This is a genomic window from Bacillus sp. TH50, from assembly GCF_016650565.1.
In the GTDB taxonomy this organism is placed as follows: domain Bacteria; phylum Bacillota; class Bacilli; order Bacillales; family Bacillaceae_G; genus Bacillus_A; species Bacillus_A mycoides.
Window position 1 is genome coordinate 1,296,775 of sequence record NZ_JAEKFM010000007.1, and the last position, 25,203, is coordinate 1,321,977.

Annotated in this window: 28 protein-coding genes and 1 pseudogene; 21 read left to right on the forward strand and 8 right to left on the reverse strand. The window is 33.8% G+C overall.

From position 1 onward, the window contains the following. Positions 1-12: 12 nt before the first annotated feature. The 4 genes from JFU23_RS23775 to JFU23_RS23790 all read left to right on the forward strand — a co-directional run bounded on the left by JFU23_RS23775 (position 13) and on the right by JFU23_RS23790 (position 2,538). The gene (locus JFU23_RS23775) at positions 13-741 is read left to right on the forward strand and encodes a YqcI/YcgG family protein (RefSeq protein WP_201032820.1); all 729 of its coding nucleotides are present in this window, start codon (positions 13-15) and stop codon (positions 739-741) included. A 139-nt stretch (positions 742-880) separates the two neighbouring features. After that, entirely contained in the window at positions 881-1,513 is a 633-nt protein-coding gene (locus tag JFU23_RS23780) for a LysE family transporter (RefSeq protein ID WP_002030886.1), read from the forward strand. 19 nt (positions 1,514-1,532) lie between these two features. Beyond that, the gene (locus JFU23_RS23785; RefSeq protein ID WP_002011898.1) at positions 1,533-1,826 is read left to right on the forward strand and encodes a hypothetical protein; all 294 of its coding nucleotides are present in this window, start codon (positions 1,533-1,535) and stop codon (positions 1,824-1,826) included. Positions 1,827-1,908: 82 nt separating this feature from the next. Further along, entirely contained in the window at positions 1,909-2,538 is a 630-nt protein-coding gene (locus JFU23_RS23790) for a sterol desaturase family protein (protein ID WP_002126527.1), read from the forward strand. A 14-nt stretch (positions 2,539-2,552) separates the two neighbouring features. Here JFU23_RS23790 and JFU23_RS23795 read toward each other — a convergent pair. Then, positions 2,553-4,015 (reverse strand): IS1182 family transposase gene (locus JFU23_RS23795; RefSeq protein WP_374191747.1). Its coding sequence is split into 2 segments (ribosomal slippage): positions 2,553-3,454 and positions 3,454-4,015, totalling 1,464 coding nucleotides; the frame shifts between segments, so codons are not numbered across the junction. A gap of 354 nt (positions 4,016-4,369) precedes the next feature. On the opposite strand from JFU23_RS23795, the gene JFU23_RS23800 reads away from it, so the two are divergent. From JFU23_RS23800 to JFU23_RS23815, 4 genes are all read left to right on the forward strand, one after another. Beyond that, positions 4,370-4,711 (forward strand): DUF485 domain-containing protein, encoded by a 342-nt coding sequence (locus tag JFU23_RS23800; RefSeq protein ID WP_002011894.1) that lies wholly within the window; start codon positions 4,370-4,372, stop codon positions 4,709-4,711. A 2-nt stretch (positions 4,712-4,713) separates the two neighbouring features. Further along, on the forward strand, positions 4,714-6,264 hold the full coding sequence (locus tag JFU23_RS23805; protein WP_207193010.1) for a solute symporter family protein: 1,551 nt from the start codon (positions 4,714-4,716) through the stop codon (positions 6,262-6,264). A gap of 340 nt (positions 6,265-6,604) precedes the next feature. Beyond that, positions 6,605-7,954, forward strand: coding sequence for an aspartate aminotransferase family protein (locus JFU23_RS23810; protein ID WP_043313449.1), 1,350 nt, complete (start codon positions 6,605-6,607; stop codon positions 7,952-7,954). A gap of 112 nt (positions 7,955-8,066) precedes the next feature. Then, the gene (locus JFU23_RS23815; RefSeq protein ID WP_201032821.1) at positions 8,067-8,345 is read left to right on the forward strand and encodes a DUF3986 family protein; all 279 of its coding nucleotides are present in this window, start codon (positions 8,067-8,069) and stop codon (positions 8,343-8,345) included. 63 nt (positions 8,346-8,408) lie between these two features. Here the strand turns inward: JFU23_RS23815 and JFU23_RS23820 are convergent, their stop codons facing one another. Beyond that, the gene (locus JFU23_RS23820; protein ID WP_201032822.1) at positions 8,409-9,572 is read right to left on the reverse strand and encodes a cation:proton antiporter; all 1,164 of its coding nucleotides are present in this window, start codon (positions 9,570-9,572) and stop codon (positions 8,409-8,411) included. 268 nt (positions 9,573-9,840) lie between these two features. Between JFU23_RS23820 and JFU23_RS23825 the strand changes: the two genes are divergently transcribed. Both JFU23_RS23825 and JFU23_RS23830 read left to right on the forward strand, forming a co-directional pair. Then, on the forward strand, positions 9,841-10,671 hold the full coding sequence (locus tag JFU23_RS23825; RefSeq protein ID WP_002086530.1) for a MerR family transcriptional regulator: 831 nt from the start codon (positions 9,841-9,843) through the stop codon (positions 10,669-10,671). 89 nt (positions 10,672-10,760) lie between these two features. Then, positions 10,761-12,116, forward strand: coding sequence for an MATE family efflux transporter (locus JFU23_RS23830; RefSeq protein ID WP_201033308.1), 1,356 nt, complete (start codon positions 10,761-10,763; stop codon positions 12,114-12,116). Positions 12,117-12,155: 39 nt separating this feature from the next. Here JFU23_RS23830 and JFU23_RS23835 read toward each other — a convergent pair whose 3' ends face one another. Continuing rightward, positions 12,156-12,821: a DUF421 domain-containing protein gene (locus tag JFU23_RS23835; RefSeq protein WP_002126540.1), complete on the reverse strand. Its 666-nt coding sequence runs from the start codon at positions 12,819-12,821 to the stop codon at positions 12,156-12,158. A 202-nt stretch (positions 12,822-13,023) separates the two neighbouring features. Between JFU23_RS23835 and JFU23_RS23840 the strand changes: the two genes are divergently transcribed. The 5 genes from JFU23_RS23840 (at position 13,024) to JFU23_RS23860 (ending at position 16,283) form a co-directional block, all read left to right on the forward strand. Then, complete coding sequence (locus tag JFU23_RS23840; protein WP_307838467.1) at positions 13,024-13,560, forward strand: YdcF family protein; 537 nt, start codon at positions 13,024-13,026, stop codon at positions 13,558-13,560. A gap of 147 nt (positions 13,561-13,707) precedes the next feature. Continuing rightward, complete coding sequence (locus tag JFU23_RS23845) at positions 13,708-14,025, forward strand: magnetosome magnetite crystal formation protein family (protein ID WP_002064599.1); 318 nt, start codon at positions 13,708-13,710, stop codon at positions 14,023-14,025. Between the two features lie 189 nt (positions 14,026-14,214). After that, the gene (nfsA, locus tag JFU23_RS23850; RefSeq protein ID WP_085310163.1) at positions 14,215-14,949 is read left to right on the forward strand and encodes an oxygen-insensitive NADPH nitroreductase; all 735 of its coding nucleotides are present in this window, start codon (positions 14,215-14,217) and stop codon (positions 14,947-14,949) included. A 175-nt stretch (positions 14,950-15,124) separates the two neighbouring features. Beyond that, positions 15,125-15,670, forward strand: coding sequence for a sigma-70 family RNA polymerase sigma factor (locus JFU23_RS23855; protein ID WP_201033309.1), 546 nt, complete (start codon positions 15,125-15,127; stop codon positions 15,668-15,670). 1 nt (position 15,671) lies between these two features. Next, the gene (locus JFU23_RS23860) at positions 15,672-16,283 is read left to right on the forward strand and encodes a PH domain-containing protein (RefSeq protein WP_201032823.1); all 612 of its coding nucleotides are present in this window, start codon (positions 15,672-15,674) and stop codon (positions 16,281-16,283) included. A gap of 201 nt (positions 16,284-16,484) precedes the next feature. Here JFU23_RS23860 and JFU23_RS23865 read toward each other — a convergent pair whose 3' ends face one another. The 4 genes and pseudogenes from JFU23_RS23865 to JFU23_RS23880 form a co-directional block, all read right to left on the reverse strand. Continuing rightward, positions 16,485-17,210, reverse strand: a complete 726-nt coding sequence (locus JFU23_RS23865) for a sulfite exporter TauE/SafE family protein (RefSeq protein ID WP_201032824.1) — start codon at positions 17,208-17,210, stop codon at positions 16,485-16,487. A gap of 217 nt (positions 17,211-17,427) precedes the next feature. Next, positions 17,428-18,641, reverse strand: a pseudogene (locus tag JFU23_RS23870) (MFS transporter). A gap of 6 nt (positions 18,642-18,647) precedes the next feature. After that, entirely contained in the window at positions 18,648-19,115 is a 468-nt protein-coding gene (locus tag JFU23_RS23875) for a VOC family protein (protein WP_201032825.1), read from the reverse strand. Positions 19,116-19,307: 192 nt separating this feature from the next. Continuing rightward, positions 19,308-19,424 carry a YjcZ family sporulation protein gene (locus JFU23_RS23880; protein WP_000007805.1) on the reverse strand — a complete coding sequence of 39 codons (117 nt, stop codon included), beginning with the start codon at positions 19,422-19,424 and terminating at the stop codon, positions 19,308-19,310. 304 nt (positions 19,425-19,728) lie between these two features. On the opposite strand from JFU23_RS23880, the gene JFU23_RS23885 reads away from it, so the two are divergent. Both JFU23_RS23885 and hfq read left to right on the forward strand, forming a co-directional pair. Continuing rightward, positions 19,729-19,947, forward strand: a complete 219-nt coding sequence (locus JFU23_RS23885; protein ID WP_201032826.1) for an aspartyl-phosphate phosphatase Spo0E family protein — start codon at positions 19,729-19,731, stop codon at positions 19,945-19,947. A 54-nt stretch (positions 19,948-20,001) separates the two neighbouring features. Further along, entirely contained in the window at positions 20,002-20,190 is a 189-nt protein-coding gene (gene hfq, locus JFU23_RS23890) for an RNA chaperone Hfq (protein ID WP_002012071.1), read from the forward strand. Between the two features lie 38 nt (positions 20,191-20,228). Here the strand turns inward: hfq and JFU23_RS23895 are convergent, their stop codons facing one another. Next, entirely contained in the window at positions 20,229-20,831 is a 603-nt protein-coding gene (locus tag JFU23_RS23895; RefSeq protein ID WP_201032827.1) for an HD domain-containing protein, read from the reverse strand. A gap of 172 nt (positions 20,832-21,003) precedes the next feature. Between JFU23_RS23895 and JFU23_RS23900 the strand changes: the two genes are divergently transcribed. From JFU23_RS23900 to JFU23_RS23915, 4 genes are all read left to right on the forward strand, one after another. Then, positions 21,004-21,837, forward strand: coding sequence for a flagellar motor protein MotP (locus JFU23_RS23900; RefSeq protein ID WP_002012069.1), 834 nt, complete (start codon positions 21,004-21,006; stop codon positions 21,835-21,837). A gap of 22 nt (positions 21,838-21,859) precedes the next feature. Continuing rightward, positions 21,860-22,537: an OmpA family protein gene (locus JFU23_RS23905; protein ID WP_002012067.1), complete on the forward strand. Its 678-nt coding sequence runs from the start codon at positions 21,860-21,862 to the stop codon at positions 22,535-22,537. A gap of 150 nt (positions 22,538-22,687) precedes the next feature. Next, positions 22,688-23,056 carry a response regulator gene (locus JFU23_RS23910; protein ID WP_000940577.1) on the forward strand — a complete coding sequence of 123 codons (369 nt, stop codon included), beginning with the start codon at positions 22,688-22,690 and terminating at the stop codon, positions 23,054-23,056. 129 nt (positions 23,057-23,185) lie between these two features. After that, positions 23,186-25,156: a chemotaxis protein CheA gene (locus tag JFU23_RS23915; RefSeq protein WP_201032828.1), complete on the forward strand. Its 1,971-nt coding sequence runs from the start codon at positions 23,186-23,188 to the stop codon at positions 25,154-25,156. Positions 25,157-25,203 lie beyond the last annotated feature (47 nt).

Consider the following 25,203-nt stretch of genomic DNA (forward strand, 5'->3'; position numbering starts at 1 on the left):
TGAGGTGAAAGAATGGATGAGTCTTATTTATTAGATAATGAAGGGATGAAAAATAGAGTCGACATACCGAATTGGGTTGCAAAGGAATTTCATGATTTTTCGAATGTCGTGCTAGAACCAACTTTTCCGTGTTATTTCGGTTTAACGGCTTTGAAGAAGAATGAACTTCGTTATTCATTTCTCTCTCATAATGATTGGGGGCATTTACCCAATACAATGTTATCTTTTTTGGAGTTAATGAAAGAACGGCCAATTGTAAGAAGAGGATTTTTTCTTTTTGTGGAACCGGAATGTGAAGAAAAATCAATCGAATATTATCGAGATTATTTTTGGAAAGTACTACAATATTTGCATGAACAAGATAATCAATTATGGCCAAAGAAAATCCCGAAAAATCCAGACCATCATTTATGGGAATTTTCATTTGGTGGTGAACCAATATTTGCATTTGGGAATGCGCCAGCTTATAAACAGCGAAAGACTAGGCATTTAGGAAATTCTCTCGTTATTGGATTCCAGCCACGAACTATTTTCGAGGGATTAGAAGGAGATCGTCCTAAAGGCTCATATTCAAGACAAATGGTCCGTGAACGAGTTGAAAAGTGGGATCAGTTGCCGAAGCACCCTAACATTAGTCACTACGGCGATCCTAATCATCGTGAATGGAAACAATATTTCATAGGGGATGATATTGAGCCGATTAAAGGTAAATGTCCTTTTCATCATAGGGTAGAGAAATAAGAGCCATCAACTGGATGGCTCTTTTGCATATTTTGGATAAAAAAGGGTATTGTATTAGTGAATAATTTTTATGAAAGCTAGTCTATTTTCTTTATTTGCATCATTACTTAATAGTAAAAGAAGTAGAAAGGATAGAGTGATGTTTGGAGCAATTATACAACAAATAGTATTAGGTATTTCATTAGCTGCACCTGTAGGTCCGATTAATATTGAAATGTTAAAACGAGGAATTGAACGTGGATTTTGGCATGCGTGGATTGTTGGAATCGGAGGAATGACTGCTGATATTTTGTTTATGCTGCTTATTTATTTTGGTTTATCTTCTGTGTTTATGTATACATATGTACAAGCTTTTATGTATTGCGCTGGTTTTTTCTTGTTGTTTTATTTAGGGTTTCAAAGTGTAAAACAAGGAATTTCTCACTCTAATATGGAATATAAACAAGAAGAGATAGGTGGACTTAAACAATCTTTTATGGCAGGATTTCTAATTGCGATATCCAATCCATTAAATCTCGTTTTTTGGTTTGGTATATATGGAAGTACACTTAGCTCGTTGCTTACAAAGGTAACGAAACAAGAAGCTTTTTTGTACAGTCTTTGTATTATTGTTGGTATTATTTTGTGGAATTTAAATATTGCTTTTTCTGTACATTTTGGAAGAACTTTATTAAAGAAAAAAGCACTTGGCTATATTACAGCCGGAGCAGGTATTATTTTAGTAGGATATTCTATCCATTTTGCATACAAAGCTTTACAGTTGTTCATATAAGATTGAAGGGGAGATTTTTATGTATCGAACCACTATTGACGGAAAAGAAATTATCATCACTTTAGCACCAAAAATCCGAAAAGAAATTACTGATAGGAATCCACTATATGAAGCGGTATTTAAAAATGCAGCAAGGTTACTGCAAACGAAACAACCAACGTTTGCGGTAAATCATGAAGTATTTGGTCTCATTATTGGAGAAGTACAAAGAGGAGAAGTAACAGTGTTTGCAGTAGAACACATTATTCCGAAGCAAAATATATTTGGTCCGAACACTTTTTTCTCGACAATAGAACAGCAGGCAAATTTGTAAAGTGAATAGAATAAGAATGAAATAGAAAAAAATGGTCGTAACGATATGTTGCGGCTGTTTTTGTGGAAAAGGGGGAAGTAAGATGAAGAGAGTGGTGAAAGAGTTTTTTTTACAACATGATATTGTTATTATGTATAGTGTTCTATTAATTTTTATTATTATTTTAAAAATGCAATTTTTTACATGGATTGGTATGTTAGCGTGTATGTTTGGGATTGTTTTTTATACGTTTAACGAATATATGACGCACCGTTTTTTATTCCATTTAAAGCCGCCTAAAAACGCATTTTTATTAAAAATGTTAAGAAGATTACATTATGATCATCACGTATATCCAGATGATTTAAAACTTTTATTTTTGCCTGTATGGTTTAGTATACCTAGCTTTACTATATATTTACTTATAACGTATGGTATTACAAAAAGTGTTACTGTTACACTTTCATTCGGAATCGGAATGATTATCATGCTCCTCGTTTATGAATGGAAACATTATATTGCACATAAACCGATTCGTCCCTTCACTAAGTTTGGAAGATGGCTAAAAAAACAGCACATATTACACCATTATAAAAATGAAAAGTTTTGGTTCGGAGTTTCAAATCCAGTATTCGATTTTATATTTAGAACACTTAAAGATGGAAAAGACGTTGAATTAAGTGAAACAGCTCGTAATTTAGAAAAGGAGACAAAGAAAGAAGTAGTGCGATAAGCACTACTTCTTTCTCAGAGTGTTGGGAAACCCTTTAGGGTTCCCAACACTCTGGAATCTTTTTTGATTTTAGCGAAAGAAAACAACAAAAAATAGTAGAATTTAGAAAAATAGCCCTCCACCAACCCCTTTTTGGTTAGATGGAGGGCTATTTTTTTCATGTTTTGACAAGCGGCGGTGAGGTAAGCCTGCATTTGGACAGATTTCAGCCCTCGAAACCGAGCATATCGATAGCCATGTAGTTCTTTTGCATCCGCAAAGCTTCGCTCTATAGTTGAACATCGTACTTTATACAACTTTTTCCCTGTAGCTGTTAGTTTGTTTTTTCTAGCGATATCTTTATATTTCTCCCATATATGATGGGTGATAACTTTTTGTTTTTGTTTCTTTGAAAAGCATACCTCACGTAGCGGACAAACAGCGCAGTCTTCTGGATTCGATTTATATTGACGATATCCTTCGCGATCCGTTGTCGCATATTCTAAAATACATCCCATCGGACAAGCAAATGCATTCATTTCTTCTACATATTTAAATTGGCTTTTCGGTACTTCTTTATTTCTCTTTCCAAATCGGCGATACCCCATCACCATAAATATATTTCTTTCTGATAACTTCTTACAGATATATCCTGTAAAATAGCCTGCATCAAGAGCTACAGCTTCCACTTCAAATCCGAATTTATCAACTTGAGCTTGTAGACGTGCTAAATACGGCTCGGAATCTGCCATATTTCCAGCCGTTATATAGGTATCTGTAATAATATTGTACTTCGCATCAGTCGTACGATGATCTAAAAAATGAAAACCGTTCGGTTTTCCATCTCTCATTAAAAATCCACTATCTGGATCCGTTGTACTTATCCGAGTTTTTTTAGTAGGGGTATCACTTTCCTTTCTAGGTTTTAATTCTTTTTTCCGTACGCCTCACGATCTTCGATTACCGCAGCTTCTAGTTCATCTATATAGAACTTTGCCTTTTCTTTTTTATATTTATGTACAAATTTATTTTTATTGGCATTGGCCTTAATGTGTGTGGAATCTGTCATCAACGCACGTCCTCCTACCATACGGCGCTCCGTCGCTTGTCTCACAATCTCATCAAAAATTTCTTCGAAAATATTTGTATGAACGAAACGAGTACGGCGATTCCAACTGATTGTAGAATGATCTGGAATTGTATCTGATAGAGAGAACCCTAAAAACCAACGGTAGGCAATGTTCGTTTTAATCTCCTTTTCCAATTGACGCTCAGAACGAATACCATAAAAATATCCAATAAACATCATCTTAAATAAAACGATAGGATGGATTGACGGACGGCCATTGTTTTCACAATAATAAGGGCGTAACTTCTCCTCAATAAAATCAAAACTAATTGTCGCTTCAATCGCACGAAGGAAATGATCTTGTGGAACCAATTCTTCTACAGAAACAGATACACGCTCGTCGCGATGATTTTTTAAAGCACCCATCATAAGAAATCTCTCCTTTTCCTCTTTTTTATCAGTGTTGACACATAAAAAGAGGTTCAGACACAAAAATAGGCTGTGGAGAAGGCTTTCTCCACAGCCTGAGAAAGAAGTAGTGCGATAAGCACTACTTCTTTCTTCTATTTTAATGGGAATAAAAGTTTAATCGAATCAATCAAATTTTATGTTAAAAAAGTATATTGAAAATTTAGGAGAAAATGACGAAAAATGTCTATCGAAAAATCTTTGCAGGAATGTACGGATTGTCTAAAATGAAAATAAGTTTCTGAATATTTATAAAATTTAGTCTTTGTGTATGCAAGGTGAATTGTATTTTAAGTTAAGAGAGGGGATCAGAGAATGAAACGAGATGATACGTCAGCACGTAAGTTAAAAAATGAGGTGAATTATACAGAAGTTGTTCAGTCTGAAGAGTTTCAATTGTTATTAAATACGAAAAAGAAGTTTATCATTCCGATGAGTATTTTCTTTTTAAGTTTTTTTATAGCACTACCTATTTTAACATCGTATTCAAAGGTGCTTAATACACCGGCGTTTGGTGATGTGACATGGGCATGGGTATTTGCTTTTGCGCAATTTATTATGACATGGTCATTATGTATGATTTACAGCAAGAAAGCCGAATCCTTTGATGAAATTTCGCAAAAAATTCTGCAAGATATGCAAAAAGGGAGGGGCTGAATTTGAATACTACTGCGTTTGCACTATTTTTAATTATTGTCCTTGGTACGCTCGTCATAACCTATTTTGCATCAAAAAAAACGAAAAATGCGAGTGAATTTTATACGGCTGGAGGGGGATTAACTGGCTGGCAAAATGGTCTGGCTATTGCTGGGGATTACATGTCTGCTGCGTCATTTCTTGGTATAGCCGGAGCGATAGCGTTAACTGGGTTTGATGGGTTCTTTTATAGTATCGGTTTTTTAGTTGCTTATTTAGTTGTTCTATATCTTGTCGCAGAACCGCTTAGAAATTTAGGGAAGTACACGTTAGCGGATATGATTGCGGCACGTTTTGATGCGAAAAAAGTTCGTGGTATAGCAGCGCTTAATACGATGACGATTTCAATTTTTTATATGATTGCACAATTAGTTGGTGCGGGTGCACTTATTAAACTATTATTAGGTATTGAATATACAACATCTGTATTAATCGTAGGTACACTTATGACTGTGTATGTTATTTTTGGAGGAATGACAGCTACGAGCTGGGTTCAAATTGTAAAGGCTGTACTACTTATGGCAGGGACATTTATTATTTCTGTTATCGTTTTCTCCAAATTTAATTTCAGTGTGACTGAAATGTTCGCTCACATGAAAACAGCTACTCCATTAAAAGATTCGTTTTTAAATCCAGGAGTAAAGTATAAGGATGGTCTTGATACACTTTCTTTAAATTTAGGACTAGTCCTTGGTACAGCGGGATTACCACATATTCTTGTCCGCTTTTTTACAGTACGTGATGCAAAAACTGCACGTCAATCTGTTGTATATGCGACGTGGTTAATTGGCGCGTTTTATATTATGACAATTTTCTTAGGGTTTGGAGCAGCAGCATTTGTAGGAAATGAGGCGATTATTAAAGCAAACCCTGCTGGTAATATGGCAGCACCTTTATTAGCAAAAGCATTAGGCGGAGATTTCTTATTTGCTTTCGTATCAGCAATTGCTTTTGCAACTATTTTAGCTGTAGTAGCAGGACTTGTGTTAACAGCAGCATCAGCATTCGCGCATGATTTTTATAATGAGATTATCCGTAAAGGAAAATCAACGGAAAAAGAGCAAGTGTCAATGGCGCGTTATGCGTCTATTGGGGTGGCGATAGTATCTATTATACTTGCTTTATTTGCTCAAACATTAAACGTAGCATTTTTAGTATCACTAGCATTTGCAGTTGCAGCGAGTGCAAATTTACCGGTTATATTATTTACAATCTATTGGAAGCGTTTTAATACAACAGGAGCAATTTCTGGTATGATTGTTGGACTTGTATCAGCGATTGTTCTTGTAGCGTTAAGTCCAAATGTTTGGAACCCAGTAGTTGGAAAAGCTATTTTTGTTGGAGAAGCGATATTCCCATATACGACACCTGGAATTATTTCGATCCCGCTCGGGTTTCTTGCAGCATATTTAGGAACTGTTTTCTCTAGTAAGAAAGAAGATGCAGCGAAATTTGATGAAATTCTTGTGAAATCTAATACTGGTCATGGTATTAGTGATGCATCTTCGCATTAAAAAAAGAGGAGCTTTTCGAAATATAAGAAAAGCTCCTCTTTTTTTTGACATTTTCTTATAATTTAATCAGTGTGGGGGATTGTTCATCCCCCCACACTGATTATTAGCCCTCACCAATCGGGCGTTTATGGGCAGTTAATCTCCCACCTAACTTCTTTGCTCCAGCTGAATTTTTGGGTGGGAGTTTTACTGCTCGCAAATAGCGGGATAAATATTACTTTGATTTTGGTAGGATTTGTCTTGTATTTGTGGAATGAAAATAGGCAGGGAGAAATTTAACTCATCATGGCACCAGCGCAGCTTTGTGAAAAATAAGTTGTTATGGAAGGTGGAAGAAATGATGAAGACAAAACAAACCGATGAATTATTAGCAAAAGATGAGCAATATGTGTGGCACGGAATGCGTCCCTTTAGCCCGAGTAGTACAATGGTAGGGGCGAAAGCAGAAGGGTGCTGGGTTGAAGATATACAGGGGAAAAGATACTTAGACGGTATGAGTGGCCTTTGGTGCGTAAATAGTGGGTATGGAAGAAAAGAGCTCGCAGAGGCAGCTTATAAGCAATTGCAAACATTATCGTACTTTCCGATGTCACAATCACATGAACCAGCAATTAAGCTCGCTGAAAAGTTAAACGAGTGGCTTGGTGGAGAGTATGTTATTTTCTTCTCTAATAGTGGATCAGAAGCGAATGAAACAGCTTTTAAAATAGCAAGACAATATTATGCTCAAAAAGGTGAACCGCATCGTTATAAATTTATGTCGCGTTATCGTGGTTATCACGGAAACACAATGGCAACGATGGCGGCAACTGGCCAAGCACAACGTAGATATCAATATGAGCCATTTGCTTCAGGTTTTTTACATGTAACGCCTCCAGATTGTTACCGCATGCCAGAAATGGAATCGCAAAATATTTATGATGTAGAGTGTGTGAAAGAAGTAGATCGTGTTATGACATGGGAATTAAGTGAAACGATAGCAGCATTTATTATGGAGCCAATTATTACAGGCGGAGGTATTTTAATGCCACCACAAGACTATATGAAAGCAATTCACGAAACGTGTCAAAAACATGGAGCACTACTTATAAGTGATGAAGTTATTTGTGGTTTCGGGCGTACAGGAAAAGCATTTGGGTTTATGAACTATGACGTTAAGCCTGATATCGTTACGATGGCAAAAGGTATTACGAGCGCATATTTACCATTATCAGCAACAGCTGTAAAAAAAGAAATTTATGAGGCATTTAAAGGAACAGGAGAATATGAATTCTTCCGCCATATTAATACATTTGGTGGAAATCCAGCGGCTTGTGCATTAGCGCTTAAAAACTTAGAGATTATGGAAAATGAAAATTTAATTGAGCGCTCTGCACAAATGGGTTCGCTTTTATTAAATCAATTAAAAGAAGAAATTGGGGAACATCCGCTTGTTGGTAATATTAGAGGGAAAGGGTTATTGGTTGGAATCGAACTAGTAAATGATAAAGTGACGAAAGAACCAATTGATAACGACAAAATTGCAAGTGTTGTAAATGCTTGTAAAGAAAAAGGACTTATTATTGGGCGTAACGGTATGACAACAGCAGGGTATAATAACGTATTAACATTAGCGCCACCGCTCGTTATTTCAGGTGAAGAAATTGCTTTTATTGTTGGAACGTTGAAGACAGCGATGGAACGTATTTAATAAATAGAACGAGAGGAGCGAGCTGTAATATAAGGCTCGCTTTTGTTTATGAGATTAAATATGTTAACCTGAATTTGGAAGAGCAGTAATTTTTAATAAAAGGGGAATATAAATGAGGATATATGATCCTAACAAACATTATCACATCGGATATTATGAAGACGGGTATGATTTAGAAATAACAGCTTACAAAAGAATAAAAGAACCAGTTTGGGATGCTTATATTCCACGATATGAGGCAGACAATTTCTATAAAAAGGTGGAGAAAATGAAGCTAGGTGAATATATAGATGATTACGGCATTAAAGTCTATTCATTTCATGATGATATCGATGATGAAGAAGCACGCTCCATTTTTGAAAAATGGTTAAAAACGAATGGAATTGTTTAAAGAGAAAATGAAAAAGGAGATTGCTATCTTTTAAGATAGCAATCTCCTTTTATTATAGTAAGCTTATTTACTTGCTTTCATTGCTTTATCTTTTGCACCAAAAGTGTATTTTAACATTGGTGGTGTAATCATCGTTGTTAAAATAACTACGATAACGATTGCTGTAAAGTAATCTTGTGCTAATAGGCCAGAAGAAAGTCCTGTTCCTGCGATGATAAGTGCAACTTCACCACGAGAAACCATACCAGCACCGATAATTGCAGAAGACTTTGCATCAAATCCAGTCATTCGTGCACCGAATCCACAACCGATTAGTTTTGTGAATACAGCGATAACTGTTAATGCTAAGATGAACCAAATTTGATCGCCAATACCGTCAAATGTAATATTCATACCGATACTAACAAAGAATACTGGAACGAACATAGCGTAAGCAATTGGTTCTACTTTCTTTTCTACTTCATGTTTGTAGTTCGTTTGAGAAATAGCGATACCAGCTGCGAAAGCACCGATAATACCAGCAATTCCTAATAGTTCGCCGAAGTATGCGAATGAGAAACAGATGATAAGCGCAGCACTTACGATAGACTCAGATACGCGAAGCGGTGATAACCAACGCATGATTGTTGGAACACCTTTCCAACCAATTAAAATGATAGAAGCAAAGAATACTACTTTCTTCAAGATAATCATTGTTAAGTTAACGTCATCTGTGCCTAAGAAGCTCATTGCAAATGCTAATAAAATAACAACAAGAATGTCATCAAATACAGCGGCTCCAAGCATCGTCGTACTTTCACGTGTTTTCATTTTACCTAAATCACGAAGTGTTTGAACGGAAATACTAACACTTGTTGCACATAGAAGTAATCCTAAAAAGACAGCATTCCCTTGTTCCATACCGACAACAAGACCGGCAACGTAACCACCTACGAATGGAAGAACGATACCTCCAAGTGCAACAGCTAAAGAAGAATTACGATTTGCGTTTAATTCTTCTAAGTCTGTTTCAAGTCCTGCCATAAACATTAAAAGAATAACTCCGACATTACTTAATTGTGTTAGAAGCTCTGAATTTTCAATCCATCCGAATATAGCTGGACCGATAACGATACCAACAATTAATTTACCGAGTACAGAAGGTTGACCTAATCTAACACTAAGGTCACCAGCGAGCTTTGTACTTAATAAAATAAGTGCAATCTGAAAGAAAAATTCGAATTCCATTTGATCCTCTCCTCATCATTTTTTATTTTTATCATACGATTTCTCGGAATTTGCCTAATGATAATATGTAAAGATCCATTAAACAAAGGGTCTATTTACGAGTTCTTTTGAACTTGTAATTTGAACCTGTAATTAATATATAATAAAATTTATTAAAAATCAATGAAAAAATAGCAGATTTTCATGAGAGGATTCGTTTTAGAAACGGGGGATATAGATATATAATAGGAAGTAATAAAGTTTACATATAATGAATGGAGAAAGAAAAATGTTATTAAATCAACGTTTTACAATTGGGGAAATGGCGAAAATGCATAATATAGCGGAATCTACATTACGTTATTATGATGAAAAAGGGATTTTTCATCCGTCAATTGTTGACCCTCAAACCAATTATCGTTATTACACAATTGATCAGTTTTCACTATTAGATACGATTAAATTTTTACGCCAATTGAACATCCCGTTAAAGGAAATAAAGAAATATATTGATGAACGAAATCCATCTTATGCGCTGAATTTACTTGAAAAACAACAAGAAATGATGCTGAAAAAACAAAGAGAAATCGAGTATGCTTTGGCAAAAATGGAACATAAAATCCATTTAATGAAGAAAGCGACGAAATCTGAAGCAAATCAAATTATTTATAAAAAGATACCGAAACGAAAAATTACAGCAATTGCAGTTGCACCAAATACAACGGATGATATGTTTGAATATTATATCCATTCGTTGCAAAAAAATATGAAGCAAATTGATAATAGTTTATTTTCAGGTGATATCGGTGTAACAGTTTCAAAAAAAGCATTAATGCAAAATGAGTTTCAAGCATATAACAGTGTGTTTATTTTATTGGATTACATGCCTTTTGAAGCGCATACTTCAGATGAAATAAAAGAAGGGATATTTGCCTGTTCTTATCACCATGGACCATATGAAGAAACAGATGCAACGTATACGGAATTATTAAAGCACATTGATAACGAAGGATATGAAGTGTGCGGAGATGCACTGGAACTTGCATTAATTGATTGGTCCGTAACAGAAAATCCGAAGGAGCAAGTAACGGAAATTCAAATACCTGTTGTTAAAAAATAGGCTTATATATTTTTCGATTCTCTATTGACCTTCAAGTAACTTGAAGGTTTAAACTGTGAACAGAGGATTGAAAAAGGAGCATTTATATGATGGAAACAACAGAAAAATTAAGAGAAAAACCAATTAAAAGTTTATTTATTACGTATTTAATACCAGCTGTTCTTGGGATGGTATTAATGTCGGTTAATATTGTGATTGATGCAGTCATGATTAGTAGAGGAGTTGGAGCGAACGGTTTAGCCGGAGTAAACGTAGCTATTCCAGCATTTTCAATTTTCTTCTCTATTTCATTATGGATTGGAATGGGCGGAGCAACGCTATATTCCATTGCACTAGGTGAAAATAAACTGGAAAGAGCAAGGTCTATCTTTACTCAATCTATGACAGTAGCAGTTGTTATCGTTGGCGTTTTAGCGGCTATTTGCTTATGGAGAATAGAAGATTTAGCATATTTATTTGGTGCGAATGAAGTGATTTTACCATACGCATTAGACTATTTACAGGTGTTATTAACATTTGGAATGATATACGTTTTAGAAAATATTTTAAGTACATTTATACGAAATGACGGAAATCCTAATTTAGCAATGGCAGGTCTTGTTGTAACGGCTGTATTAAATATAGTGTTCGACTATATTTTTATTTTCATCTTTGGATGGGGTGTAACTGGTGCTGCTTCAGCGACTATTCTTTCGGCAGCAATTGGTTTCCTTGTATTATTAACTCACTTCTTTAGAAAAAGTAGTATTTTAAAATGGACGAAATTCCACTTTGAATGGGATACGGTTAAACAAATTATGGTGATCGGTTTCCCAAGCTTTACAGCAGAAAGTACAGTTGCAATCGTAACGATCGGTTTTAATATTGCGTTCGTTCAATATGCAGGAGAACTAGGTGTAGCTTCTTATGCGATGGTGAATAGTATTCATGCAATGACATTACTATTATTCTTCGGTGTTGGAGCAGCGTTACAACCAATCGCTAGTTTCCATTACGGTGCAAATTTATCAGAAAGATTGCGTGAAGGATTGCAGTTTGCTGTAAAAATTGCGCTTGTACTCGGAGGTATTGCAATTGTTGTCGGTTTATTCTTCGGGAAATATATTATAGGTTTATTTAATGTTCAATCGCCAGAACTACTGGAGTTAACGTTAACAGGTATTAGTTTATTCTTTATTCAATATGTATTTTTAGGCTATAACATTGTGTATGGAGAGTATTTCCAATCAGTGCGACAAACGAAAAAATCAGTACTTATAATAATGAGCCGAGGTTTACTATTTGTTATCCCATTGTTATGGATTATGCCAAAAGTATTTGGTATAAACGGAATTTGGCTCGTTATGCCAGTAGCGGAAGTATTGACAGCAATTATCATATTTACGATGAATCGTATGAAACATCCTGTTCCGTTAAACATGGCGAGAGAGAAAAAAGCAATATAGTGAAGAAAATCCCCTTGAACAAGTAAGGGGATTTTTTTTTCATTCTTTTAAACTAATCGCAAAAGATCCATCTGTCTCCTGCACAGAAGCGAAAGCCACATTTTTAATATTTGTAACGCCTTTCTCCATTAACTCTGCATGTAACCACTTTTCATTTTTATGGATTAATTTTAAGTTATCGTATTGAATTTGTGAATCAACGATAAGAGCAATTGGTAAGCCTGCATACTTAACATTTATATTCAAATCTTTTGGAGTCAGAGGCACAAGTTCTCTTTTTGGTAAAATACTAATAGCTCCATTCGCTTCTAATATCGCATACTCAATTTCATGAACACTTGGATATCCTGCGACGCGAAGGTTAGAAAGCAATTCAGGGATCGGATATCTACTTTTTTGTAAGTTCTCAAAAATAATATCACCATGTTTAATTAAAATAATGGGGTGGCCGAGAATAAAACGGTTTAGTTTGTTGAGTAGGCTTAATTTTGTAAGAAGCAAATGCAAACATGTAATAACGACCATACCGAGAAATGCTTGTAAAGCACCAGCGACTGGTATGGCTTGAAAAGCTAAATAAGATAAAAAGATAATAGCCCCAAAATCATGAGGAGTTAGTTGTGCTAATGCAGATTTACCAAGTAGCTTAAGTGATAGTAAAAATAAGATAAAAAAGAATGATACGTTACATAAAAAGAGAAGCAATAGGGACACTCCTTCGTGCGAAGTTGTACTTACTATTCCCGAAATTAATAGAAATATTACCTTTTGGAGGATAAATTAGGCTTAATTGGAATTTGTCTGTATACAAACGAATAATTGGATATTATGATGAAGGAAGTAAAGGGAATAGGGGTATATGGATATGAGAAAGAAGAAAATAATCAAGTATATTTTAGTTGTTATAATGATTTGCGCCGTATATGCGGGGTTTTTACAATATAACATTTATAAGCATGGGCATATGAAAGCAATTGATGATGCGGATTATATAATTGTACTAGGATCGAAAGTAAATGGAACAAAACCTTCTTATTCATTGCAATATCGTATTGATAAAGCAGCTGAGTATTTAAAATTACACGATAAAACAATTGCTATTGTATCTGGAGGCCAAGGAAAAGGTGAAGATATTACAGAAGCATTAGCGATGAAACAAGGATTAATGAAACAAAATATTGCAGAAGACCGCATTATAATGGAAGATAAGTCGACGAGCACAGATGAAAATATTAAATTCTCAAAACCGTTAATTCCGGCCAATATGAAAAAAGGTATGATCGTAACAAACGATTTCCATATGTTTAGAGCGAAAAAAATAGCTGCAAAACAAGGTTTGCAATTAGAAGGGCTTCCGGCCAAAACACCGAAGCCAATTATCATTCCATCGAATGTACGAGAATATTTAGCGATTACGCAATATTGGTTTATGAATCGAATATAGTTAAAGTAATCCCGCCCGAAATTTGAGGCGGGATTTATTTCGAGGAAAATCTTACAAAAATGTCATGTTCATGAAAGGTAAAGCGATAGTTTCTGGAAAGGTTTCCTGACATAATGAAGGTAACAAAAAACTTTAGAGGTGATTCGGTTGAAAGGAAATAATATTTTATCTTCGCTATGTTACTTTAGTATCTTTTTTGCACCATTTTTACTACCAATTATCGTGTACTTCGTTGCGGAAGATGAAGTGAAATACCACGCAAAAAAAGCATTTTGGTCACATGTTTTCCCATACGCAATTTTATTTGGAGGATTAGCAGTGTCGGGCGTATACGGTTTAAGCTTCAATCAATCTGATGGTGCTGGAATTGGAATGATGATCACATATGCAGTGTTCATTCTTGTAGGGATTTATTACTTCATTTGGAATATCGTAAAAGGTATTAAAGTGTTGAAAGCAGCTTAACAAGCATTGCATAACAGCATATAAATTCGTCGTTATTTGCCAAAACGTCGATATAATTTCATATATCGTATTAATAAACATTAAAAAAGAGCAATTCGAAAAGAATTGCTCTTTTTGTGCTTATAAGTTGTGAATAATGAAAAAGATATGGTAATTTTTCATTATGAAGAGAAAAAAGGAGTGATTTTCATGAATGAGATGATACATAAAATGGAGCAACACGTTTCAGTTCGTAAATATAAAGAAGAACCAATTTCAAAAGAGATAGTAGAAAGAATGGTGCAAGCTGCACAACATGCGGCTTCCTCACATTTTGTACAGGCGTATTCTCTTATATATGTAACAGATCAACAACTCAAGGGTAAACTAGCTGAGTTATCCGGGAATCGTCACGTGAAAGACTGCGCAGCATTCTTTGTTTGTTGTGCAGACTTAAAGCGACTTGAAATGGCATGTGAAAAACATGGAACAGAGATTAAACATGAGGGAGTAGAGGACTTTATTGTAGCAACAGTAGATGCCTCATTATTTGCACAAAACTTAGCACTTGCAGCTGAATCTTTAGGATACGGTATTTGTTATATTGGCGGAATTCGTAATAACCCGAAAGAAGTGAGTGAATTGCTTCATTTACCGGATAAAGTATATCCGGTATTCGGAATGACGGTCGGCGTACCAGATGAAGAGCATGGAGTAAAACCACGATTACCGGTAGCAGCAATTCTTCATGAAAATGGATACGATGAAAAGAAATATGATGAATTATTAAACGAATATGATGAAACGATGAGTGCGTATTACAAAGAAAGATCATCAAATCAAAAAAACATAACATGGACAGAATCAATGAGTTCATTTATGTCCAAAGAGAAAAGAATGCATATGAAAGAGTTTTTAAATGAAAAAGGATTAAATAAGAAATAAGTAAAAAGGCAAACCTGTAATGCGGGTTTGTCTTTTTTGGAGGAGAAATGTATTTTTTTTGCTATCATATACATAGAAATAAAAATTAATAAATTTTTACAAAAGTGATAGAAAATGAGAATGAAATGCCAATAGTAAGTAAAAGCAGCTGCTAAAGGGGAACTGAGGAAGGAAGATCTTTATGATTTTTGATTCTGAAGAGGATTTAATTATAGCTATGAAAAAACGCGATCAAGATGCTTTGAAAGAAGTAATTGATCAATATGGAAAATTAATTTTGTACATTATTCATAAATCATTAAGTACCCCTATTGAAAAACAATATATAGATGATTGTTATAATGATGTATTTACTGTCATTTGGTTTCATATCGAACAATTTGATATAGAAAAGGGAAACTTAAAATCTTGGATGATTGGTATTACTAAATTAAAGGCATTGGAATATAAAAAGAAAGTATATAAAGAGAATAAAATCGATAAAGACGTAGAAATAGATACAAGTATCCATGATAGGTATGAAATAGAACAAGAAGAAGAGATTATGGAACTCGTACAAGATTTAAATACAAAGGATCGGTATATCTTTTTAAAGAGGTATATTGATGGGTATTCCATTGACGATATTGCGAAAGAATTAAAAGTAACGGCTGACTATATATACAATCGAATTTCTCGTGGAAAGAAAAAACTTCAAAAACTGTGGAAAGGGAGTGTGTAATATGGATAAAAGATTATTATCGATGTTAAATGAGCTCCAATATTCAGAAGAAGAAATTACACGTTTAGAGAAAGAAGCGAATGATTCTATAAATATAGATAAGTATTATGTGAGAAATGGTGAACTGCTAAAAAAATTAACTTTACAAATGTTAGAAGAGTCAATTCGAAGTGAATTACAAGCTGATGAAGAAATTAAGAAGGCACTGTTAGTAGACGAAGGGTATATGGCAAATAATAAAGTAATACCAAATATATATTACGTAGGAGCTACTTTCTATTATTATATCGTTTTAACAAATAAAAGAGTAATCATGAAAGGATTAGATTGCTATTTTAAAAAAACAAATGAACATAGGATGCCAATAGAGGATATACAATCCATTTCGCAACATAAAAAAATGAAAAATTTCTTTGAGATTAAATATAATAACACTCATATACAATTTGGAAGTATTAAGTATGCACGTGAAGTTGCAATGATAGTTATGGAGTTAAAAAAACGCGGAGTAAAAGTAGAAAAGTATACAGATTTTGAAAAAGGGTTTTTCTTATTTTTTAATATATTCGTGATAGTAAGTGCAGGTCTTTGCTTTATAAAATATTTAATGTAAAAAGCGGCATAATAGCCGCTTTTTATCGTTTTGTTTAGTATTCGATTTGAAATATTTGTCTTATGAAAGAACGATTATTGCTAATTGTAAACCGCCAATAAAGTTATTTAAGTTTTGATATAGAATGCCCCATCGCACTTGAAAATACAGCAATACTTTCGTTTGAACCTATCTATTATTGTGCACTATCTAAAGCACCCTCTATAACAAGTTCAAACTTTCAATAAGGAGATAAATACCCGTGCAACTCAAAAGGATATATGTAAATATTTTGAAAATCCGTTGATTAAGCCATTTGAAAATAATTTGACCTATGAACAAACCTAAAAATACAATTGGAATTGCATAAAAACTTGATTCCCAAATTGTTTTGTTCGTTCCAGTAAAGAGTATTTGAGTTATGAGACTAATGAAATATATAAACAGATAAAAAGCTAAAGTAGTTGCTCTCAACTTCTCTTTTTTCGTATCAGTTCCTGTAAAGTAAAGTAACAGGGGTGGTCCTGGCATACCGATACTTGTCGTTAAAAGCCCTGATAATCCACCAACTATAAAATCTCTAAATGGTGTTGATTTAACCTTAAAGTTGCATATTAGCATCAATGTTAATAGTAAGAGCAGGATGCTAATTGCTAATTTAAATGTGTTGATGTTAATGGAAATGAAAATTAAAATACCAAAAGGAACACCAACTATACTTCCGAAAATTAATCTTTTCAGTAGAATAAAATCAATGTCCATTCTTATTTTCCAAATGAGTGATATGGAAATAATTAATGATAAAATGATATTTATTTGTATAGCTTCTTGTGGTAGAAATAACATGAGTAAGAAAGGTGTTGCCATAATAGAAAAGCCAAAACCTGTACTTGTTTGTAAAATAGAAGCTACTAATATAATACATATGAAAATTAAAGTGATTCCCAAAATAGCCCTCCTATTTAATCAAATTCAATAAATATTTTAAGTCTAAAATTTAAGTGCAATCCTTCACAAACTTATTTATATTTTAACATAAATAATTAGTTTCTTCTCAAATAGCGTTCACGTATAGGGCCCATTAACGAATATGGTTGCCATTTTCAAATAATTGTATTGTTACGCAGCGCTAATAAATGAAATCAAATAAAATTTGGTGAAGAATCTATTGATTATCAGTAGATTCTTCACCAAGCTCACCGCGATAAAACAAGAAAAGCCATATAAAACTAACAAAAATACAGCATATAGCTAACAAGCTACCAATCACTTGAGGAGAAAGGATTTCTAAAAACCATCCTGTAATAAACATAGATAGCTGAATAAGCGATCCGTAGATGGAATAATGAAATGAAAAAACTTTACCAATCATGTTTTCTTGCGTATACGTTTGTAGTAATGTCGTATCAAGTGGAACGATGATTCCTCCTGCTATACGCATACAGAGTAATGTAATGATACCGATAATAAGTTGATCGGATAGAATGAATCCGAGAAAGAAAATTCCTTGTAGTAAATAGGCCAAGCCAAATGCTCTTTTCATTTTGTCTTCATTTTTAGACATATAAAGATTAACGAGGAGACTGCCAATCATAAGTCCAGCCCCTTGAACCGCATATAAAATACCAATGTTAGTGTGGAAGATTCTTTCGGCATAGATTGTTAGAAGTAACTGATAGGCACCTCCAATAATGCCCCATGAAATGCCGACAAGAATTAATGTTAAAATAATTTTGCTTTGTAATATGTATAACCATCTTTTATATCAGTGAAAAACGCTTTTTTCTTGCTAAAAGTGTCACGAGAAGGGATCTTTATTTTATAAATAATATAGGCTGAAATAAAGTATGATAGGCTATTAATAAAAAAGGCAATCTCGATACTTAAAGATTGTGCAATGAGCCCACCTAAAGAGGCTCCCATAATAGACATAAAACCATTGATTGTACTAGAAAGAGAGTTAGCGGTTACGAAATGCTTTTGATGTACGATATTTTTTAGGGTTGATTGCTTAGCAGGCTCGAATAAGCAAGAGAGTACCGCTAAACATATATTAGAAACGAAAATAATTTCAATCTTGTAGAATGCTAATAAATAAGTGAGGACGATAATTCCTCGTAAAATATCGGTAAAAATCATAATTTTCTTTTTTGAAAAACGGTCTACAATTCCGCCTATGAATGGGCTCAGAAAAAGTTGAGGTAACCCTTTGCTCATAAAGGTGAGTGCTAACATAAATGAAGATTCTGTTATGCTATAGACGAGTGTTAATAAAGCGACAGTATGAAACCAATCCCCAAGTACACTTAATGTTTGACCAAAAAATAGTCTTTTGAAGTTTGTATTTGTTTTAAGAAGCCTTTAATAAGAAATTGACATGAGAAATTAAACCTTATCTATAAGTGATGCCTGTACATGTTTTTTCCATTCACTTAAATACATTTTCTCTGCTTTAGGTAGTCCAACAGGTAATTGTGCAATGAATTCTAAACTATTTCCATCAGGATCGTTAAAATATACGGAGGCGTGTGCTAATTCTGGAAAAACGATTGGCTCAATTGGCTCCATTCCAAAGTCTTTTCGTGCTGGAATTCCTTTCTGTTTGAGCCAGTGTATTGCGTTTTCTAAATCGTGTAAGCTTACTTGGAAAGCGATATGTCGTAAGGATGGATGATAATTGACTTTGTATTCTTTTCCTTCCCAAAGACCAATCCAACTTTCATTTTCTACAATCCAAAAGAAGGCGATATCGTTGTCACTTTTATATAATTTTAACCCCAGTGATTCATAAAAAGGTATCGAAATTTCTAAATTACAGACAGGTAAATGTGCTTCATAAAGACCTTTAATCATTATAATCCTCCTTAGTAAAAATGTTTCTTATTCCATAGTAAACGATTTCTTGTTAGTTGAAATCACAAAAAAGATGGACATAAATTCATACGAAAGTATGAAAAAACAGCTCAAATATGAGCTGTTTTCGTATAGTTTTTAGTCAACATATTTCATTCATTTAGAGTTTAGCGAAAAGGATACATATTATATTTAAAACCCTCCGCCGCCACCCCAACAGCTACATCCGATAATGATTAGAAGGATGAATAGCACGATGAGTAAAGCAAATCCACCGCCGAAACCAGCGCAACTACCACCAAAGCTCATGTTTTTTCCTCCTTTTTAGGAAATTAATCTATATAACTAATGGATTACTTTATAAGATATGTTTTTATTTAGAAAAGGAGCAAGTCTTACTTCTAATTAGACAAGAGCCTGTGATCGGATTTAAATGTGATATTTACTTTGTTTCATAGCGCTTTTTTTAAAATGGTAAAACAATATGGAAGTGTATACTAGGTGAATGTATTGTAAATGAAAGGGGTATGTAACTTACAATTACATTAAAATTTCTTTTCATAAATATAAAATTTGTAAAAAAAACCATTTTTTTATTTTTTTATGAGTGGAAATGTACTATAATTTTACAAGTAATATTATGGGAAAAGGGAGTTTTAGTATAGAGATGGAGATGGGACAATTACACAATAAAATAGAACACAAAAAGAAAGAGTTAATTCAACTTGTTGCTAGGCATGGATTAGATCATAATAAAGTTTTGTTATTTAGTCGAGATTTAGATATACTAATTAATAAGTTTATGAATATAAAAGACAAAGTATGTAAGTGATTAATCTTTATTTTTTTATATTAGGATTATTTATTTGTAAAGGGGAAAACAGTTATGGAACACTTACAAGAAGAGTTGTATAAACAAATAAAAGAAGAAAAAGGTGCAGTTACTATATTTTTAAAGAGCGGAGTAAGAATAGTAGGGGAAGTAGTTGGAGTAGATAGATTTACAGTATTAATATTAGTAGATGGAAAACAACAACTTATTTATAAGCAGGCAATATCAACAATTATGAAATAAGACACTCATTTTGAGTGTCTTATTTCATAATTAAATGGTTACTGTTTGCATGCTTCAACGTCAATGCCGGCAGCGAGTAATTTTTTTTCTCCGTCTTGTTCAATGATTTTTTGTAATTTAGATAAGAAAGAGTCAAAATCTGTATGTTTACCAACTTGGAAAGTCATTTTATGCTCAATTGGTAGCCAAGTATCAATATCAGCTTCGTTATGCTGAATTTTCACTTCAAGTTTATCAAGTGCGTTAGCAACTTTTGCTTCATACGTTTCTTTCGCTTCGAACTCCATCCATAAATCGTATAATTCCACGCCGAGAGGACCTTTTAATGTACGTTTAATATTTAAAATGGCCTCTAGCTCATTTTTCTGTTTTTGTAATTGTAATTCACGGCTATTCATCGTGTCGAAGGCGGGGATGTCACCAGCTTCTGCTTCGACAAGGTCATGAATAATAACCATTTTAAGTGATTTTTCTATATTTACTTTTTGATCCAAATAAGGCTCAACTAAGATAGCCATTAGGGACATACGCCACGTATGTTCAGCAACACTTTCTTGACGTCCGTTAGAAAGCCAACTATGTCGCATTTCATATTTTAGTTTTTCTGCTAATGCAATGACTTGTAAAATGTTATGTTCCATCGTGATCCTCCTCATATTTCCATACTATAATTTTAATATAGAAATGAAATGTGTCAATTTAATGAGTATATTGCGATAAATAGATGATACGCGTATAATGATTGTTATATGTGAAAACGCATTATTAAAATAAAAAAATGTTTTACGAAAACGAAAAAGGAAGGGCAGGAATATGGGAGACGAAAATCAAGGATTAGCTAGACCGCAAAGGAAAAAAAGGAAGTTTGATATTTCTAGCCCCTTTGGCATTGTAGTAGGTTTCGTTATTTTAATTGCAGCGATCATGCTTGGCGGTGGTGGAATAAAAGCTTTTAAAAATTTCTTAGATGTTTCATCTATTTTGATCGTTATAGGGGGAACAACAGCGACAATTATTGTGGCATATAGATTTGGAGAAATAAAAAAATATACGAAAAGTATTTTTACTGTTTTACATAGAAGAGAGGAAAATCTAGAACAGTTAACGGATTTGTTCGTTGATTTTTCAAAGAAGTCTAAAAAACATGGTTTACTCTCGTTAGAAGTTGATGGAGAGCAAGTAGACAATCCTTTTATTCAAAAGGGGATTCGTTTAATGTTAAGTGGATATGATGAAGCAGAATTAAAAGAAGTATTAATGAGAGATGTTGAAACAGAAGTATATGAGTTAAGAAAAGGAGCAACATTATTAGATAAGATTGGTGATTTCGCTCCAGCGTGGGGTATGATAGGAACTTTAATTGGTCTTATTATTATGCTTCAAAACTTGCAAGATACATCGCAAATTGGTACAGGAATGGCAGTTGCTATGTTGACGACATTGTATGGATCTGTTATTGCAAACATGATTGCAATACCGTTATCTGAAAAAGTGTATCGTGGCATTGAAGATTTGTATACAGAGAAGAAGTTTGTAATAGAAGCAATCACAGAGCTTTACCGAGGACAAATTCCTTCTAAGTTAAAGTTAAAACTTGATACATACGTATATGAAACGAAGATAAAAAAAGAAAAACGAGCAGCCTAATATTTCAAGGAGTGGTATGGTGATGATAAAACGACCGCAAAAAGGATCGCCTCGTTGGATGACGACTTTTACTGATTTAACGATGTTGTTATTGACTTTTTTTGTACTATTAGTTGCTACATCAAAACAAGATACAGTAAAATTATCGAAGATGCTTGAAAAGTTTAGTGATGCAGAACAAGTGGATGCGAAAGTAATGGAAGGTACAATACCAGATATTTCACATGAAAAAAATGATGAAAAAGCGGTTTCAAAAAAACGAATGGATGAATTGTATAAAAAGTTAAAAGCATATGTAGATAATAATGGTGTTAGTCAAGTGAATGTATATCGAGAAGATACAGGTGTTAGCATCGTTATAGTAGATAACTTAATATTCGATACAGGTGATGCGAATGTTAAGCCGGAAGCAAAAGAAGTAATTAGTCAATTAGTAGGGTTCTTTCAATCGGTACCAAACCCAATTGTTGTAGAAGGACATACAGATAGTAGACCGATTCATAATGAAAAATTTCCTTCCAACTGGGAATTATCTTCAGCACGAGCAGCTAATATGATTCACCACTTAATTGAAGTGTATAATGTAGATGATAAACGATTAGCAGCGGTAGGATATGCGGACACAAAACCAGTAGCATCAAATGATTCACCGCAAAATTGGGAGAAAAATCGGCGCGTTGTAATATATATTAAAGAATAATATATTTCTATTTTATTAATAAAATAATAAAAATACAGAAATTCTTTTAAAAAAATATTAAATTTTCTCGTTTTATTTTGTATAATGAGTGAGAATGATAAGGTGAAATATTAAGATATATTTATACATAAAAGGAGAGAACCGAAAAGAATGGCACATAAAATTTTAGTTGTAGACGATGCGATGTTTATGCGAACAATGATTAAAAACTTATTAAAAAGTAATTCTGAATTTGAAGTTATCGGTGAAGCAGAGAATGGGGTAGAAGCGATTCAAAAGTATAAAGAACTTCAACCTGATATTGTAACACTAGATATTACTATGCCAGAAATGGACGGACTTGAAGCATTAAAAGAAATTATGAAAATTGATTCGAGTGCAAAGGTTGTTATTTGTTCTGCAATGGGACAACAAGGTATGGTATTAGATGCAATTAAAGGCGGGGCAAAAGACTTTATTGTAAAGCCATTCCAAGCCGATCGTGTTATCGAAGCTTTAACAAAAGTAGCAAATAGCTAATATAGAAGGGGTGCCACAAAGAATCAAATCAATGATAGCGGATAGACGTGTGGCCCCCTTTTTTCTCGTTATAAAACACTAAATTGTTATACATGAATGAAATGTTTGTTAGACAGGTAGGGGATTAAAATGCAAACAGATCTATTAAATATATTTTTTGAAGAAGCAGAAGAACATTTACAGTCGCTAAATGAAAATGTGCTAAATTTAGAACAGAATCCTGCCGATATGGGTGTTGTAGGGGAAATATTCCGTTCAGCTCATACATTTAAAGGTATGTCTGCGAGTATGGAATTTGCGGAAATGGCAGATTTAACTCATAAGATGGAAAATGTTTTAGACGAAATCCGTCATGGAAATATGATGGTGAATGCTAATATTATTGATGTTATTTTTGAGTGCATTGATAATTTAGAAAAGATGGTTACAGATGTGCAGCAGGGCGGAATGGGTAATATTGATGTTGTATCTACAAAGCATAAATTAGAAGCATTATTAAATGGGAATGTAGAAGTTTCTATGGAACAAGTAGAGCAAAGTAGTATAAACAATGATGATACAGTTTCACATGAAGTATATATAACCGTCGAACAACAAGCCATTTTAAAAGCAGTACGTGCCATTATGTGTATTGAAGCATTACAAAATATAGGGGATATACAAAAAACGGTTCCAAGCATTGAAGAAATCGAAGCGGATGCTTTTGGATTTGAGTTTACAGTATATATGGATACTGATCGTAGTGTTGAAGAATTGAAACAGGTGGTGCTTCACGTTTCTGAAATTGAGAAAGTAGAAGTGAAGCAAGGAAATATAGCTGAAGAAGGAATCGTACAATCTATTGCAGCAACGCAGCTGGATCCATCTCTAGAGGCACGAACTCCAACAGCTAGTACTACACCGGCTAAAAGTAATACAAAAACGAAAAATGCTAAAGTAGAGAATCGTTCTATTCGTGTTCAGTTAGAAAAAATCGAAAGATTAATGAATATGTTTGAAGAAAGTGTAATTGAGCGTGGACGAATTGATGAATTAGCAGAAACGATTCAAAATAAAGAGTTAATCGAGCATTTAAATAGATTAGGTGATATTTCAAAAGATATCCAAAATGTATTGTTAAATATGCGTATGGTACCGATTGAAACGGTCTTCAATCGTTTTCCGCGTATGGTACGCATGTTAGCGAAAGATTTAGGTAAAAAAATCGATTTACAAATTAAAGGTGAAGATACTGAAGTTGATAAAATTGTTATTGACGAAATTGGTGATCCACTCGTTCATTTAATTCGTAATGCAATTGATCATGGTATTGAAACTGTCGAAAACCGACGTGATGCCGGGAAAAATGAGACCGGTACTATTAAATTAGAGGCGTTTCATAGTGGAAATCATGTCGTAATTCAAATTACTGATGATGGAAATGGTATTCATAAAGGAAAAGTATTAGAAAAAGCGATAAAAAATGGTGTTGTAACGGAATCAGAGGCAAATAAATTAACGGATCGTGAAGTGTTTGATCTTATCTTCCAACCGGGATTTAGTACAGCGGAAGTTGTATCTGACCTTTCTGGACGTGGGGTTGGATTAGATGTTGTTAAACATACGATTCATAGTTTAGGTGGGCATTTAATTATTGATTCTGAAGAAGGAAAAGGAAGTACATTCAGAATTGAACTTCCTTTAACATTGTCTATTATTCAATCAATGCTTGTTCAAACAAATGATAAGCGTTATGCCTTGCCTCTTGGCAATATTGCTGAAGCCATTCGAATTAAGAAAGAAGACATACAATCGTTACAAGGGAAAGACGTTTTAAACTATCGCAATCAAATTATTGAAGTGAAACATTTAAGTACTGTATTTGGTGAAAAAACAGTAGATGAGGCGTTCGCATCATATGATAGTCAAATGGTTCCTGTGTTAATTGTTCGTAATACACATCGTAGCTATGGACTTATCGTAAACACAATTATTGGTCAAAGAGAAATAGTTTTAAAGTCATTAGGTGATTTCTTTGCAGAGAGCTCTAACTATTTCTCTGGTGCGACAATTCTCGGTGATGGACGAGTGGTCCTCATTTTAAACCCAGAAGGTTTATAATAGGAATGAAGGAAGCTCCCCACTTGTATACAATTGGGGAGCTTTTT

Excerpts from the sequence above, each read along its gene's own strand:
- JFU23_RS23880 (WP_000007805.1), bottom strand. The coding sequence starts at position 19,424 with ATGAGCTTTGGTGGTAGTTGCGCTGGTTTCGGCGGTGGATTTGCTTTA.
- JFU23_RS23860 (WP_201032823.1), top strand. The coding sequence starts at position 15,672 with ATGGATAAAAGATTATTATCGATGTTAAATGAGCTCCAATATTCAGAA.
- JFU23_RS23830 (WP_201033308.1), top strand. The coding sequence starts at position 10,761 with ATGGAAACAACAGAAAAATTAAGAGAAAAACCAATTAAAAGTTTATTT.
- JFU23_RS23815 (WP_201032821.1), top strand. The coding sequence starts at position 8,067 with ATGAGGATATATGATCCTAACAAACATTATCACATCGGATATTATGAA.
- JFU23_RS23875 (WP_201032825.1), bottom strand. The coding sequence starts at position 19,115 with ATGATTAAAGGTCTTTATGAAGCACATTTACCTGTCTGTAATTTAGAA.
- JFU23_RS23905 (WP_002012067.1), top strand. The coding sequence starts at position 21,860 with ATGATAAAACGACCGCAAAAAGGATCGCCTCGTTGGATGACGACTTTT.
- JFU23_RS23910 (WP_000940577.1), top strand. The coding sequence starts at position 22,688 with ATGGCACATAAAATTTTAGTTGTAGACGATGCGATGTTTATGCGAACA.
- JFU23_RS23790 (WP_002126527.1), top strand. The coding sequence starts at position 1,909 with ATGAAGAGAGTGGTGAAAGAGTTTTTTTTACAACATGATATTGTTATT.
- JFU23_RS23785 (WP_002011898.1), top strand. The coding sequence starts at position 1,533 with ATGTATCGAACCACTATTGACGGAAAAGAAATTATCATCACTTTAGCA.
- JFU23_RS23800 (WP_002011894.1), top strand. The coding sequence starts at position 4,370 with ATGAAACGAGATGATACGTCAGCACGTAAGTTAAAAAATGAGGTGAAT.
- nfsA (WP_085310163.1), top strand. The coding sequence starts at position 14,215 with ATGAATGAGATGATACATAAAATGGAGCAACACGTTTCAGTTCGTAAA.
- JFU23_RS23900 (WP_002012069.1), top strand. The coding sequence starts at position 21,004 with ATGGGAGACGAAAATCAAGGATTAGCTAGACCGCAAAGGAAAAAAAGG.
- JFU23_RS23825 (WP_002086530.1), top strand. The coding sequence starts at position 9,841 with ATGTTATTAAATCAACGTTTTACAATTGGGGAAATGGCGAAAATGCAT.
- JFU23_RS23780 (WP_002030886.1), top strand. The coding sequence starts at position 881 with ATGTTTGGAGCAATTATACAACAAATAGTATTAGGTATTTCATTAGCT.
- JFU23_RS23820 (WP_201032822.1), bottom strand. The coding sequence starts at position 9,572 with ATGGAATTCGAATTTTTCTTTCAGATTGCACTTATTTTATTAAGTACA.
- JFU23_RS23885 (WP_201032826.1), top strand. The coding sequence starts at position 19,729 with ATGTACTATAATTTTACAAGTAATATTATGGGAAAAGGGAGTTTTAGT.
- hfq (WP_002012071.1), top strand. The coding sequence starts at position 20,002 with ATGGAACACTTACAAGAAGAGTTGTATAAACAAATAAAAGAAGAAAAA.
- JFU23_RS23895 (WP_201032827.1), bottom strand. The coding sequence starts at position 20,831 with ATGGAACATAACATTTTACAAGTCATTGCATTAGCAGAAAAACTAAAA.
- JFU23_RS23775 (WP_201032820.1), top strand. The coding sequence starts at position 13 with ATGGATGAGTCTTATTTATTAGATAATGAAGGGATGAAAAATAGAGTC.
- JFU23_RS23810 (WP_043313449.1), top strand. The coding sequence starts at position 6,605 with ATGAAGACAAAACAAACCGATGAATTATTAGCAAAAGATGAGCAATAT.
- JFU23_RS23915 (WP_201032828.1), top strand. The coding sequence starts at position 23,186 with ATGCAAACAGATCTATTAAATATATTTTTTGAAGAAGCAGAAGAACAT.
- JFU23_RS23840 (WP_307838467.1), top strand. The coding sequence starts at position 13,024 with ATGATTTGCGCCGTATATGCGGGGTTTTTACAATATAACATTTATAAG.